Source organism: Mycobacterium sp. 2-64, from assembly GCF_035918375.1.
GTDB classification, from domain to species: Bacteria; Actinomycetota; Actinomycetes; order Mycobacteriales; family Mycobacteriaceae; genus Mycobacterium; species Mycobacterium intracellulare.
On sequence record NZ_CP142361.1, the window covers coordinates 26,034 to 40,658 of the forward strand.

General features: G+C 67.6%; 8 protein-coding genes. 6 read left to right on the plus strand and 2 right to left on the minus strand.

Translation table 11 applies throughout. The annotated features are described in order from the left end of the window. The first annotated feature begins 755 nt into the window (after positions 1-755). From QGN31_RS00120 to QGN31_RS00145, 6 genes are all read left to right on the plus strand, one after another. Complete coding sequence (locus QGN31_RS00120) at positions 756-1,307, plus strand: hypothetical protein (protein ID WP_083863030.1); 552 nt, start codon at positions 756-758, stop codon at positions 1,305-1,307. Between the two features lie 1,273 nt (positions 1,308-2,580). Further along, a complete protein-coding gene (locus QGN31_RS00125) occupies positions 2,581-3,549 on the plus strand; it encodes a DUF5631 domain-containing protein (protein WP_014386132.1) in 969 nt (322 codons plus the stop codon). A 261-nt stretch (positions 3,550-3,810) separates the two neighbouring features. Next, on the plus strand, positions 3,811-4,587 hold the full coding sequence (locus QGN31_RS00130; protein ID WP_014381541.1) for a hypothetical protein: 777 nt from the start codon (positions 3,811-3,813) through the stop codon (positions 4,585-4,587). Between the two features lie 273 nt (positions 4,588-4,860). After that, positions 4,861-5,697 (plus strand): transglycosylase SLT domain-containing protein, encoded by an 837-nt coding sequence (locus tag QGN31_RS00135; protein ID WP_014943197.1) that lies wholly within the window; start codon positions 4,861-4,863, stop codon positions 5,695-5,697. 2 nt (positions 5,698-5,699) lie between these two features. Next, a complete protein-coding gene (gene eccB, locus QGN31_RS00140; protein WP_014381539.1) occupies positions 5,700-7,187 on the plus strand; it encodes a type VII secretion protein EccB in 1,488 nt (495 codons plus the stop codon). Between the two features lie 3 nt (positions 7,188-7,190). Next, complete coding sequence (locus tag QGN31_RS00145) at positions 7,191-11,405, plus strand: type VII secretion protein EccC (protein ID WP_009953125.1); 4,215 nt, start codon at positions 7,191-7,193, stop codon at positions 11,403-11,405. Here the strand turns inward: QGN31_RS00145 and QGN31_RS00150 are convergent. Beyond that, positions 11,386-14,241 (minus strand): MMPL/RND family transporter, encoded by a 2,856-nt coding sequence (locus QGN31_RS00150; RefSeq protein ID WP_014943196.1) that lies wholly within the window; start codon positions 14,239-14,241, stop codon positions 11,386-11,388. The genes QGN31_RS00145 and QGN31_RS00150 overlap by 20 nt on opposite strands. Next, positions 14,234-14,614 (minus strand): hypothetical protein, encoded by a 381-nt coding sequence (locus tag QGN31_RS00155; protein WP_008262430.1) that lies wholly within the window; start codon positions 14,612-14,614, stop codon positions 14,234-14,236. Before QGN31_RS00155 ends, QGN31_RS00150 begins: the two co-directional genes overlap by 8 nt. Between the last annotated feature and the right edge of the window lie 11 nt (positions 14,615-14,625).

Genomic DNA, 14,625 nt, shown 5'->3' on the forward strand with positions numbered 1-14,625 from the left:
CACCTTCGTACACCGCCGACCAAACTGCGGCCGCACACAAACAGCTGTGCGACGCGTACAAGTTGGCCGCGCACGCAGTCCAGATCGATACGAACGGAGACAACCCAGCTTTTGCTGGCATTGCCACCGTGAATGCGGCGGTAATGTTGGTACAGACAGCCAGTACCGTTCCAGCACTCCCTCCGGGCGATCGAGCTGCCGCACTTGCATTGGCTGCGGCGTACAGTAACGCCCAGGCAACAGCCAGCTTGGTGCAGACACGTGATGATCCCGCTTGGCGCGCAGTTTCCGACGAGGTCAACGCGAAGGATAGTGCGATGAAAAGGGTATGCAGCGGCGGGTAATCGTGCCGCCGCCAAAGGTAGCCGTCTGTTTGGCCGCATTGAGAGAACAGCTGGGCACAGTTGTGTACTGAGACTTGCGCCCGCTTTCCTCGCAGTTGGTGATTAGGCACATCCGTCGTGGCTGGGTGTAGTGAGCACTATCGACCGACTGGGCAGAGCCGACTGACTGCGGCTGCGAACGCATTCCACAGTCGCCGACGCCGACGGAGGAGGCCACTAACGGCTGTGGTATCCGAGCGATTTGGCGACCGTTGTTACATCGCTGGAGATCGACAGATCTCGAACTAGACGGGGCACGCTGCTGCGAAGTGAATTGCTGCTATCCGGCTGTCTGCCTCACTATTAGAGCGAGAGGCGCCTTCGAGCACTCCGAAACGTTACGAACCGCGCTGCCGCCGAATAGGAGGACAGATGGTGGAAGACCTCCCACTGGGCTTTGGTCAGGGGCCCGCTGCGCAGCCGCCGATGGAGAACTGGCCGCCACACCTCCTCGGGCAGCCCCCGACGCGCTCACCGTGGCTGGCGGTTGCGGTAGCGGTCACCGCCGTGGTGGCTGTTGCAGCATTGATTGTCGCGTTGACGCGGGAGCCGAATTCGCATCCGTCAGCAACCGCTAACGCTTCGGTGCCCAGTTATACCCACGCGCGAACCGCGACCGCGCAAAAACAGCTGTGCGATACATACAAACTGGCGGCCCACGCCGTGCAGGTCGACACGAATGGGACCGATAAGGCACTGGCTCGAATCGCCACTACAAATGCCGCCGTCATCCTTGAGAGCGCCTCCGCCGACCCCGCCGTCGATTCGCAACACCGCGATGCCGCACGCGGTCTTGCTACCGCATACCTCACAGCTACGGTGAAGGCCACCACTGGCGTGGCCGCAGAAGCTGAGTGGCAAGCGGCACTTGACGACGTGGTGGCAAAAGATGCGGTAATGAAACAGGTATGCGGTGGCGGTTGACCTTCCACCCGGGATGTGGACCGCGGCGCTGATCGGACCGTGGTGGCCAGCACCGTCGACAGCTCTCCGCGCCGGCGCCCAACATTGGAGCGAAGCATGCGTGGAGCAGCAGCTGTATTCACAGACCCTGCGCACCCAGTGGTCGATTTTTGCGGCGAACAACCAGGGACATACGGCAGACGACTTAATAGACCGATTCCAGCAGGGCGAGAGGTTCCACCTAGATCTCGCCGAGAAGTACCAGACAAAGGCATCGGCTTTCAATTCGTCTGCTGACGCGACCGACTATCTACGAAGTAGACTGTCCGAAATAGCCAATTCTGGCAACAACGAGATCAACGAAATCCTCGCGTCGAAAAAGCTTCCGCCGGAAAAGTTAGCGGAAATACAAGCCGTACAGGCCCGCTGCAACGCGGATGCCGCAAATGCTAGCCGGGACGCACTCGACAAGATGCTGACGGCTACGCAAAAGGTCCTCGACGCCGATGGTGTTGGTGGAGATGCTCGAAGCTGGGCGCGCGCCAACGGTTTTAATGTGGACGATGCCTCACCACCGCCAGCGATCAGTGAAAAAGATCTGCAAGCACCGCGGGGCGCTCCGGGCGGATTAGGAGGCGGCGGCACCCAGGGCTCGGCTTCCGGTGGCAGTGGTGTGCACGGTGGGCCGACGTCGGGTGGCGGCGCTGAGGCGTCACCGGCCGGATGGGGCGGCGGTGGTGTCCATGGTGGGGGTGGTGTGCATGGTGGGCCAGCTTCTGGTGGTGGCGCTGAAGCGTCACCAGCTGGATGGAGTAGCGGTGGTATCCATGGTGGGCCGGCTTCGGATGGAGGTGGCACGGGGGCGTCGCCGGCCGGATGGGGCGGCGGTGGTATCCATGGCGGGACAGCCGCTGGCGGTGCGACGCATTTGCCGACCGGCGCGCCGCTGTCCTCCGGCGGAACCGTCTCGCCAGGGATGCCAGGCGTACAAAGCGGCGGTATGTCCATCTCACCAGCCGGCCTCGGCCAAGGCGCTCAGCCCAACCTAGCTCAATCTTTCACGTCCGGCTTCGCCACGGGCCAATCGACAGGCCCTGGGGGGCAAGCGTTTTCAGCGGGGGCCTTTAACGCGTTCGATGGCGGGGCGCCCCAAACTGCCCAGGGTGTACCGGCAGTTGCTCCGACCGTGCCCAGCGCGGGAGCATTCGTCGCGGCGACACCTCCGGACGCGCCGCCCCCCGCGGCGCCCGCGCCAATGACAACCGGCGGAGCCACTTCGGTAGCACCTGCGGTCATGACCGGTAGTTCGTGGTCGTCCGCAGCGACGGTCGGTGGCGGCCCGTCCATTCCGTCGGGATCGTTGCCCGCCTACGGCTCTGACCTACGTCCGCCCGTCGTGGCACCGCCGTCCGTGCCGTCCGCCCCGGCTGGTCCGATCTCGGGCGCGCCGGTAGCACCGTCGCCGGCGTCGTCCCCGTCCGCGGGCGGACCGCTGGTCTCGCCGGTGGAGCGCACGGCATCCGGGGCGGCCGCCGCGCAGGCCGGCACGGGCTCGTCAGCGATGGCCAGCGCATCGGCCGCGTCCGCGGCAACGGGCGCGACCGCCGGCGCGACATCCGCAAGGGCTGCCGAACAGCAGCGGCTCCAGCGGCTCGTTGATGCGGTCGCCCGCCAGGAGCCGCGCCTGTCATGGGCAGCGGGGCTCCGCGACGACGGCACCACCACGCTGCTCGTCACCGACCTCGCAGGAGGGTGGATTCCGCCCCACGTCCGGTTGCCCGCCCACGTATCCCTGCTCGAGCCGTCGGCGCGGCGCCATGACGCCAACGTCGTCGACCTGCTCGGCGCCATCACGGTCGCGGCCGCGCACCACGCCAACACCTATGTCGCAGAACCGGGTTCCGACGAACCCGCGCTCAGTGGCGACCGGCCGGCGCGCTCGGCCGCGCCCCAAGTCGACGAACTCGGACCCACCCTGGTCGAAGCGGTGCGCCGTCGCGACGGACTGCCGCGGATTGCGCAGGCCGTTGCCGCGCCCGCGGTGCGAAAGACGGGTGTGCTGGAAAGCGAAATCGAGATGTTGCACGAATGCGTCGCCGACATTCAGCACTCGGTCATGAGTGCATATCCCAATCACGATCCAGCGGCGGTCGGCGATTGGATGCTTTTAGCGGCGATTGAGGCGTTGATCGATGGGCACGAGTACCTCACCAATTACCATCTGGCCTGGTTCGAGGCGATCAGCCATCGCAGCGGTTCGTAGCGGCCCGCATTCTCGGGTGAATACCGTTCGCGTCGTCTTATGCCAAAATGGCGGTACGAGTAATCGGTAGCGCCTAGATAAGCCTCGAACGTCCGCGCGCTCTCCGATTGGGGTGGAGGTGAGATTGTGGGTACTCCCGGGGGACCCATCCGATCCGACTTGTCAACTACTTTGGGGCTAGGCAGCGGACCCCCAGCGTATATCCCGACGCCGTTCCCAATTCCGCCTGGCGGCGCCTCGCCCGCAGACGGTGGGCACGGGATGGTCGGAGCAGCCGGCAACGCCGGCGTCCCGCAAGACGCCGCCGATGCCGAAGCGGCCGACGCGGATCGCCGCGCGCACGCCGCCGATGCCGCGGCGAAATTCCCGGCCAATGAGGCAAACGGGCAGCAAGAGATGCAGATGATCCAGCAAATGCTGTCTAGCGTGACGGGTGCCATGGGCGGCGCAATGGGCGGCGTCATGGGGCCGATGACCCAGCTTCCCCAGCAGGCGATGCAGGCCGGCCAGAGCGCGCTCCAGCCGCTGATGAGCGCCGTTCAAGGCGCGCACGGGGCCGCGTCCCTCGCCGACAGCGCGCACCTGGTCGACAGTGTCGGATCCGGCGGCGCCGGACTGGGCGGCGGTTCCGGTGGCGGCGCCGGCCTCGGCGGTGGCGGCACGGTTCCGGCCAGCTCACTGGGCCCGCCGCCAGTGCCGACATCGTCGCCACCGACGACGCCGGCCGGCGCGAAGGCGCCGATAATGCCGGCAACCGGCGGCATGCCCGCCATGCCCGGACAGACGGGAATGACCGGCATGCCGATGATGCCGCCAGGTGCGATGGGTGCCGGTGGCGAAGGCGGCAACAAGGACAAGCCGGTCGAGAAGCGGGTGACCGCCCCGGGCGTGCCCAACGGCCAACCGGTCAAGGGCCGCCTGACGGTCCCGCCGAGCGCCCCGGGCAGCAAATCCGGCGAGGCCAAGCCGACGGTGGTCACCAACAGGCCCAACCGCCGGATCGTGATCATGCCGTCCGAGGACGAGCCGAAGGACTAGCCCCAACCGACCGATAGGTGAGTGGTTCGGTAGTCCGTCCGGCAGTAGGGTCGCTACGTAATCGCGGCCGGCCGGCCCCAAGTCATATTGGGTTGCCCGTTATTGACAGCAGAACTGTCGATACGTGCATGCTATGAGGTACGTCTGCAGCGACCGCGGAATCCGCGGCCAGGAGGGTGTGGGAGTACTAGCTCGAGTGTCCGGCAAGGATGCGGCGCCGTGGCGGCGCACAGGTGGATTGGGGCGGGGACGTCGATGACCGATCCCCTGAGAATGCAAGCGGTCGCGGCATTGGTCCGCGCCCACAACCTGTTCGCGGGCGCCCCGATCAGCCCGCACATCGGTGATGTGGCGGAGCCGACGCACGCGATGGCGCGCCACGCCGCGGCGCTACCGAAAACGGCGTCCGCCCGCTCGGGCGCCTCGATAAAACTGCTGAACCACTCAAGCCACGCCGACCGGACGGTGGGGGACATCATCGCGGCGGCGCGCGCCGATCACGCGCACGCTCGGGCGGCGACGCGCGCGGTGCTCGAAGCCGCCGAATCGGACGTGACCCCGGCCGCCGATACGCCTATGGGCCGGCGGGAAGCCATGGCGCGCACGGCGACACGGCTGCGCACCCAACACCGCCACGTCACCAAAGCACGACGGCGCGCAAAACTGCTCGCGCGGCGACTACGACGCCTGCACTACCCGCAGAGGCGGTCGATGCACGGAAATCACGCGAGCGGGCGCCAGGCGGTCTTGGCGGCCATCCGTAAAGCGCTGGATATCAAAGGCATTCATGATCCGGCGGCGCGCGCCCGCTGGGAACGCGGGATGGACCTGGTCGCCCGCCGCGAGTCCAATTACAACGCAAACGCGATCAACAACTGGGATTCCAACGCGGCGCGGGGAACCCCCAGCAAGGGTGCCTTTCAATTCATCGCGCCCACGTTCGCGGCCTACCACCAGCCAGGGACCTCGCGCGACATTCACAACCTCGTCGCGCAGGCATGCGCGTTCATCAACTACGCGATGGGCCGCTACGGGGTCGCGGTCGACGCGTCGAATCTCGCCGATCGGATTCAGCAGGCCGATCCTCGCCGATCACCCAAGGGGTACTGAGCATGCCGCTGAGTTTGTCTAATCGCGACCAGAACTCCGGGCACCTGTTCTACAACCGGCGGCTGCGGGCGGCGACCACCCGGTTCTCGGTCCGCATGAAACACGACGACCGCAAGCAGACGGCCGCGCTGATGCTGTCCATACTCCTCGTGGCTATCGCCTCGGGCTGGATGCTTCTGCTGAACGTGCTGAAACCCACTGGCATCGTGGGCGATTCGGCGATCATCGGCGACCGCGACTCCGGGGCGCTCTACGCCAAGATCGACGGTCGGCTCTACCCGGCGTTGAATTTGACCTCCGCGCGGCTGGCGACGGGAACGGCGAACCAGCCGACGTGGGTGAAACCCGCTGAGATAGCGAAGTATCCGACCGGGCCGCTGGTCGGTATTCCCGGCGCGCCGGCAGCGATGCCGGTCCATCGGGGCGCCACCTCGGCCTGGGCGGTGTGCGACACCGCGGGACGCCCGCGCAGCCCGGAAAGGCCCGTGGTGACCTCGATCGCCGGCCAGCTCGACGCCTACGATCGCGCCACTCCGCTGCGCGATGACGCCGGGCTGCTGGTCACGTTCGAGGGCAACACCTTTGTCATCTGGGGCGGCAAACGCTCCCAGATCGATCCGGTCAACCGGGCGGTCACGCTGAGCCTGGGGCTCGACCCGGGAGTGACGCTGCCGGTGGAGATTTCGCGGGCCCTGTATGACGCGTTGCCGGCGACCGAGCCGCTCGGCGTCCCGCAAGTGCCCCTGGCGGGGACCCCGTCGACATGGGTCTCGGGATCACAGGTGGGCGCGGTGCTGCAGGCCCAAACCGCCAGCGGGGGCAAGCAGTTCTACGTCCTGCTGCCCGAGGGCGTGCAAAAGATCACCAGCTTCGTGGCCGACCTGTTGCGCAGCGCCAACTCCTACGGGTCGACGGCGCCGCGCGTGGTGACCCCCGACGTGCTGGTCAACATCCCCGAGGTGACGTCGCTGGCCGTCGACTACTACCCGACCAAGCGCCTGAATTTCATTGACACGGCGGCCGATCCGACCACCTGCGTCGGCTGGGAGAAGGCGTCGACGGATCCGCGGGCGCGCGTCGTGGTCTATAACGGGCGCGGCCTGCCGACACCGTCCTACCTGGACAACCGCATCGTCCATTTGGTGCGTGACGACAACGACCCGGCATCGGTGGTCGCCAACCAGGTGCTGGTGTTGCCGGGCGCGGCGAACTTCGTGACATCGACCAGCGGCGTGGTCACCTCGGACTCCCGCGAATCGTTGTTCTGGGTGTCCGACAACGGGGTTCGGTTCGGGATCGCGAACGACGAGACCACGCTGCGGGCCCTCGGGCTCGATCCGGGCTCGGCGGTCCAGGCGCCCTGGCCGCTGCTGCGGACTTTCGCTGCGGGTCCCGCGCTGTCTCGGGAGGCAGCGCTTTTGGCGCGCGACACCGTGCCGGCGCTGGGCAAGGTGGCTGTGGTGACGACATCGGCGAAGCCGGGAGGCTAGAGAATGTCCAAGAAAGCGTTCCCCATCAACCGCGTCAAGATCGAGCCGCCGAAACCGGTTCGGGTAGCCCCCAGCGCGCCGATCGCGCTGCCGGAACGCGAGCCCCGCAACATCTGGGTGATGATCGGCGTGCCGGCGCTGATCGTCGCGCTCATCGGCACCATCGTCATGCTCTATGTCTCCGGCGTCCGCAGCCTGACCACCGGCTTCTTCCCACTGATGGGCATCGGCGCCTTCAGCATGCTGGCGTTCTCCGGACGCTTCGGCCGAGCCCGCAAGATCACCTGGGGCGAAATGGAAAAGGGCCGCCGACGCTACCTTCGCGACCTCGACAGCAACCGCGACGAAATCCAGACCGCCGTGTGCGCGCAACGCGAGTGGCAGAACTCCGTGCACTCCGACCCGCGCGGCCTGGGCGCCATCATCGGCGGCCCACGCATGTGGGAACGCGGCCGCGCCGACGCGGACTTCCTGGAGGTGCGGCTCGGCACGGGGGTCCAGCACGCGCCCGACTCGGTGCTGTCGGTGACCTGGCCCGACATCGCGTCCGACGAGGAGCTCGAACCCGTCACCGGGCAGGCGCTGCGCGATTTCATTTTGGAGCAGCGCAAGATTCGCGACATCGCCAAGGTGGTGAACCTGCGGTCGGCGCCCGGATTCAGCTTCGTGGGCGAGGACCTGGACCGGCTGCGGTCACTGATGCGCTCCGTGTTGTGCTCGCTGGCGGTTTTTCACAACCCGCGCGACGTCAAGCTGATGGTGGTGACCCGCAACCCCGAGGTGTGGTCGTGGATCGTGTGGCTGCCGCACAACCTGCACGACGAACTGTTCGACGCGTGCGGCTTTCGGCGCCTGGTCTTCGCCACGCCGGAGGAACTCGAAGAGACGCTGGGCGCCGAGCTGCACATGAAGGGCAAGCGCGGCGCCTGGACTCCGCTGGCCGCGGCCAGCCCCACCGCCATGGGCTCGGCCCTGGAAACCGCCACGGACACCGTCGATTTGGGACCGCACCTGGTGATCGTCGACGACAACACCGGCAGTCCCGACGCCTGGGAGAGCGTCGTCGGCCAGGTCGGCAAGGCGGGAATCACCCTGCTGCGCATCGCCTCACGCGTCGGCACCGGCGTGGGCTTCGCCACCGACCAGGTGTTCGAGCTCAGCGAGCGGCACAGCTCACCCAATGGCTCGGTCAACGGCGAAGTGGCCCTGCGCCGGAACGGATCGGACTCCGACGGGGAAGACGGCCGCCCCGCGCCCCTGCTGCGCGTGCGCAACAAGTTCTTCGCGCACGCCGACCAGCTTTCGGTGCACCGCGCCTACCGCTACGCGCGCGCGATGGCACGCTGGTCACCGACCAGCCGCAGCGAGATCGCCGATTCCGTCAGCGGCGCAACCGAATTGCTGCGCGCCCTGGGGATCAGCGACCCGCGCGACCTTGACGTCGACCGGCTATGGGCCGAGCGGCGCGGCCGCGGCGACGAGCGCTGGTGCGAGGTCCCGGTCGGGGCCAAACCCAACGGCGAGCTGCAGAACATCACCATCCGCGCCAAGGACTTCGGCGGCTTCGGTTTCCACTCGGTGGTGATCGGCACCAGCGGGTCGGGCAAGTCGGAGTTCTTCTTGTCGCTGGTTTACGGCATCGCGCTGACCCACTCCCCGGAGACGTTCAACGTCATCTTCGTCGACATGAAGTTCGAGTCGGCGGCCCAGGACATCCTGGGCATCCCCCACGTGGTGGCCGCGCTGTCCAACCTCGGCAAGGACGAGCGCCACCTGGCCGAGCGGATGCGCCGGGTCATCGATGGTGAGATCAAACAGCGCTACGAGCTTTTCACCTCGGTGGGCGCCCGCGACGCGAACGACTACGAGGAGATCCGCCTCGCCGGGCGCGACCTGCCCCCGGTACCGGTGCTGCTCGTCATCGTCGACGAGTACCTGGAGCTGTTCGCCAACCACGAGAAGTGGATCAACCTCATCATCCACATCGGTCAGGAAGGCCGCGGCGCCAACGTGTTCTTCATGCTGGGCGGCCAGCGCCTGGACCTGTCCTCGCTGCAAAAGGTCAAGTCCAACATCGCCTTCCGCATCGCGCTGCGCGCCGAGTCCGGCGACGACAGCCGCGAGGTGATCGGCTCGGACGCCGCCTACCACCTGCCGTCGAAGGAGAACGGCTTCGGCCTGCTGAAGGTGGGGCCGCGCGATCTGGAGCCGTTCCGCTGCTTCTACCTCTCCGCCCCGTTCGTGGTGCCGAAGACCAAGGAAGTCGCCGAGACGGTCGACATGACGCTGACCAAGCCCCGCCTGTACAACTGGCAGTTCCAGCCGTTGGACGCCGCGGACGCCACGGCGTTGGAAGCCGCCGCCGCCGTGGACGCCGAGCCCGACGAATTCCTGTACTACGACGACGGTTTCAAGCGGAAGAAGATCGTGGACGTGCTGCGGGAGTCGTTGCACAACGTGCCGCACCGCTCGCCGCGCCGGCCGTGGCTGGAGCCCCTGGAGGATCCGGAGCCGATCGACGTTCTGGTCGCGGGTTACCGGGGCAAGCCCTGGCACGTCGACTACGGGCAAAACCCGGGCCTGATGTTCCCGGTGGGTGTCATGGACATCCCCGAAGAGTCCAAGCAGGTGGTGCACGCGGTCGACGCGCTGCGCAGCAACGTGATCGTGGTCGGGGCCAAGCAGCGCGGCAAGACGACCACCTTGATGACGCTGATGTGTTCGGCGGCAACGATGTACAGCCCGGCCCGCGTCACGTTCTTCTGCATCGGCGGGGCGACCCTCGCGCAGGCCGCGTCGTTGCCGCACGTCACCGACATCGTGTCGCCGAAGGACGCCGAGGGCATCGAACGCATTTTGAGCAGCATGGACGCGCTGATCGATGCCCGCGAAGACTCGTTCCGGCGGCTCAAGATCGACCTCGACGGGTTCCGCGAGCGCCGGTTCGCGCCCGGCAGCGACGGGCTGGGCGGCACCGACGCGAACGACCCGTTCGGCGATGTCTTCGTGGTGGTGGACGACTACGACGATCTGTATTCGAAGGACACCGTTCTGGGTGACCGCATCATCTCGTTGAGCAGCCGGGGTCCCGAGTACGGGGTGCACGTCATGTGCAGCGCCGGCGGCTGGATTCACGGGCAACGGCAAAGCCTGCTGCAAAACGCCACGGCGCGAATCCAATTGCGCTTGGCAGATCCGAGCGAAAGCCAGATGGGGCACTCGTCGCTCGAGTCGCGCGACGCGGCCCGCCGGACACTGAACCGCCCCGGCTTCGGTCTGACCGACAGCCTGCACGAGCTGCGCGTCGGCGTGCCGGCCCTGTCCGACCCTGCGACCGGCGCGATGGTCAGCATCGTGGACGTCGGAGCCCGCATCGCGGACGTCGCCGGCGTCACCAAGCACGCAACCCTGCAGCGGCTGCCGCAGCGGGTGGAACTCAAGGCGATCCTGGAATACGAGGCCGCCCACCCGACCGGCGACCATCTGTCGATCTCGTTTGCCATCGGAGAGCGCCACGAACTCGGGCCGGTGCCGATCAAGCTGCGCGAAAGCCCGGGCGTGATGATCCTGGGCCGGCAGGGCTGCGGAAAAACGTTGTCGCTGGTCTCAATTGGCGAGGCGATCATGAATCGCTTCAGCCCCGAGGAAGCGCAGCTGACCCTGATCGACCCCAAGACCGCCCCGCACGGCCTGCGCGATCTGCACGGGCCGGGCTACGTGCGGGCCTACGCGTACGACCAGGACGAGATCGACGAGGTGATCACCGCCTTGGCGCAGCAGGTGCTGCTGCCCCGGCTGCCTCCCAAGGGTCTGAGCCAGGAGGAGCTGCGCGCGCTCAAGCCGTGGGAAGGGCCGCGGCACTTCGTGCTCATCGACGACATCGGAGACCTGCGCCCGGATCAGAGTTACCCGCCCAAACCGCCGGTGGGAGCCGCGTTGTGGAAGCTGATGGAACGTGCCCGCCAGATCGGCCTGCACGTGTTCACCACCCGCAACAGCGCGAACTGGGCGACGCTGCAAATGGATCCATGGATCAGGTTCCAGAACTCGGCGAAAGTCGCCCAGCTCTACATGGACAACGACCCGCAGAACCGGATCAACCGCAACGTGCGCGCCCAGGCGCTCCCACCGGGACGCGGCCTGCTGGTGAGCGCCGACGGCGACGTCGAAGGCGTGCTGGTCGGGCTGCCGTCGACGTTCACACCCCCGCCGCAGTAAGCAGCTGCGGCTCAGGCGTGTTCACCGCCTCGGCCATGGCGCGGCGGGGCGGACGGCTCGGCCACCAGAACCACCGGCCCAGCAGCGCCACGATGGACGGCACGACGAACGCCCGCACCACCAGGGTGTCGAGCAACAGCCCGACCGCGATCGTCGTGCCGATCTGGGCGATGCTGAGCACGCTGCTGCTCAGCAAGGCCAGCATGGTCAGACCGAAGACGATGCCCGCGACCGTGACCACTCCGCCGGTGCCGCCGAAAGCGCGAATGATGCCGGTGCGCAGGCCCGCCGCCGCCTCCTGCTTGATGCGCAAGGCGAGCAACAGGTTGTAATCCGCGCCGACGGCGATCAGCGCGATGAACGCGATCGGGGCGACGGACCAATGCAGATCCTGATGAAGCAGGTGCTGCCAAATCAGCACGCTGGCACCGACGGCCGAGGCGTAGGACAACACGACGGTGCCGACGACGACGAGTCCGGCGACCGGGCTGCGCAGCATCGCGGTGACGATCAAGAAGATGAGCACCAGCGCGGCGCCGACCAGCAGGGTGGTGTCACTGGCGACGAAGCGCTGCAGATCGGCGGTCACCGGCCCGACGCCGGCGAGGTCGACCTCCAGCGGCGTCAGGGTTCCCTCCTTGGTGGCCTCCTTGATGGCGGCGCGAACCTGGTCCGCCCGGTTGGCGCCGTCGGCGCCCCACTCCGACCCGTCGCCGTAGACGAGAAGGTAAGCGGCGCGCCCGTTCTCGGAGATCAGATGGCCCAGCACGGCGGTGTAGCGCGGATCGGTCAGCGCTCGCTGCGGCATGTAGAAATCCGCCGCGGCGCTGCCCTGAAATTGCGTCGCGATCTCGTTCATGTAGTCGGTCAACTGACGCATCTGCGGGCCGAGCGTGTCGGTGAGCCCGAGCAGGTCATGGGTGGCCGAACGTGCCTGCCCCAAAGCCCCTTTCATCGCCGACACACTTTGCGGCAGGCCGGCCATCGCCGTGGCGGCCGTGCTGGAGCCGCTGGTCAGTTTCGTCGCGCCGGCATCGAGCCGCGCGGAGGTCTGCACCAGGCTGTCGACGGGCTGCAGCACCCGGTCCACCGTCGAGCAGATCGGATTGGCGGCGCAGTCGGGGGTCCGCCCGACGATGTCGCGCAGCGGGTCGAGATAGCCCGACACCGTCGTGACATTGCGCTGCAAGCCGTCCATCCCGGCGCGCATGTCTTCGGCGGCCCCCGACATGTCGGCCAGCCCCGCACTGCCTCCGCGCAACCCATTGCCGAGACCGTCGACCGCAGCCTGAGTCTGCGCCAGCGCGCCGTCCAGCTCGGAGACCCGCTGCAGGCGACGGGTCAGCGAGTCCATGGTGTCGCCGAACTGACGGCCCAGCACGCCCGCCTGATAGCTGAGCGTGGCCTGTTCGGGCACCTTGCCGTCGGGGCGGCTCGCGGACTGGACCGCGCGCACACCCGGTACGGCCATGATGTGGCGGGTGACCCGCTCGATCGCGATCAAACCGGCCGGGTTGCGCAGGTCGTGATCCGCCTGGATCGCGATGACGTCCGGCAACAGCGCGTTCGCCGAAAAATGCCGGTCGGCGCTGGCATAGCCGCGGTTGGAGTCGGTGGACGACGGCGTGGCCGCGGGCTCGTTGAAGCCGACGCGCATCCCGGCCAGCGGCAGCGCGGCCAGCAGGGTCAATCCCAGCGCGGCAACCAGAATCGGCCCGGGCCAGCGGGCCACGGCGGTGCCGACCCGGCGCCAGCGCCGCGCCGTTCTCGATGGGCGCGGTTCGAGATACCCGCGTCGCACGGCCAGACCCATCAGCGCGGGCGTCAGGGTCAGCGCGGCCACCATCGTCGCCAGAATCCCGATGGCGCAGGGCAATCCGGCGCTGCGGAAAGCGCCCACATGAGCGAACACCAGGCATGCCAGCGCCACCGACACGGTCAGCGCCGATCCGATCACGACGGGCGCGACGGAACGGTAGGCCTGCGTCAGCGCCCGCTCCGGCGGGATGCCGTGGCGGCGGCCTTCGTGATAGCGCCCGACCAGGAAGATCGCGTAATCGGTGCCGGCGCCCAACGTCATCGCCGCCATGAGCGCCACCGAAAACAGCGACACCTCAACGACATTGGCCCGGCCCAGCGCGGCGGCGATCGCGCGGGCCAGCGCCAGCGCCAGCCCGACCGAGATCAGCGGAATCGCGGCGGCTACCGGCGAGCGGTACACCATCAGCAACAGCAGCAGGATGAGACCGATTGTGGCTGCGGTGATTCCGAGCATCTGCCGGTCGATCGCGGAGAACTCGTCGACGATCGTGGCGCCGGGACCCGTGACATGGACTTCGAGGCCGGCCGGCGGCGACAGGGTCTGGATGGCGGCGCGCACGGAATCCACCGAGTCGCGTGCCTGGGAGGTGCCGAGCATTCCTGCGAGCCGCACCATCACGCTGACGGCTTGACCGTCGGAGCTCTGCGCGCCGGCGGCCGTCGCGGGTTGCGACCAGAGATCGGTCACCGCATACACGTGACGGTGATCGGAACCCAGCTTCGTCGTCAGCGCATCATAGAACTGGCGGTCGCCCGGGGCCAGCCGCTGATCGCGTTCCAGCACAACGTAAACGAAGTTGTTGCTGGGGGTCTGGTTGAACAGCTGGGCCGCCCGGGCGGCGGCCACCGCGCTCGGTGCGTCGGGGGGCATGAAGGAGCGCGCGTGGGAGTCGACGACTCGCTCCAGTTGGGGGACCGCCAGATTGGCGGCGGCGGCCGCCAGCACCCATAGACCGACGACGAGAACCGCGTACCGACCGGTCAGTCGCGCAAGCAATCCGGTGCGGTCATGCAACGGTCTGCCGATCGCCCGTCGGGCCGCCGAAGAGGCCCACCGCCACGTGTTCGCCGCGAGACAGCGACCGCACCCGCAGCGACCGGCGCGAGCCGATCTTCACCAGCGCGTGCAGGCCGGGCTCGGCGGCTTCGAGATCGGCCCGCACCTGTTCGGCCGACGCGCCTTCGTAGGCCGCCTGGTCCAGCTTGGCCACCAGCATGGTGATCCAGCGCTGGCCGAGCGAGAGCATCAGGCCTTCCTCGTCGCCGAACAGCTCGGGCACCTCGGATGAGTTGTCGATCAACGCAAGTGCCGCCTGCGGGTCCGTGTCGGCGGCCTTGATCACTTCGGCCATGAAGGCCATGCGGTCATGCAGCAGTGTCCATGTCATGACTCGACGTT

Coding starts and splice junctions, on each gene's coding strand:
- QGN31_RS00120 (WP_083863030.1), top strand. CDS start 756: ATGGTGGAAGACCTCCCACTGGGCTTTGGTCAGGGGCCCGCTGCGCAG.
- QGN31_RS00145 (WP_009953125.1), top strand. CDS start 7,191: ATGTCCAAGAAAGCGTTCCCCATCAACCGCGTCAAGATCGAGCCGCCG.
- eccB (WP_014381539.1), top strand. CDS start 5,700: ATGCCGCTGAGTTTGTCTAATCGCGACCAGAACTCCGGGCACCTGTTC.
- QGN31_RS00155 (WP_008262430.1), bottom strand. CDS start 14,614: ATGACATGGACACTGCTGCATGACCGCATGGCCTTCATGGCCGAAGTG.
- QGN31_RS00125 (WP_014386132.1), top strand. CDS start 2,581: ATGACCGGTAGTTCGTGGTCGTCCGCAGCGACGGTCGGTGGCGGCCCG.
- QGN31_RS00135 (WP_014943197.1), top strand. CDS start 4,861: ATGCAAGCGGTCGCGGCATTGGTCCGCGCCCACAACCTGTTCGCGGGC.
- QGN31_RS00130 (WP_014381541.1), top strand. CDS start 3,811: ATGGTCGGAGCAGCCGGCAACGCCGGCGTCCCGCAAGACGCCGCCGAT.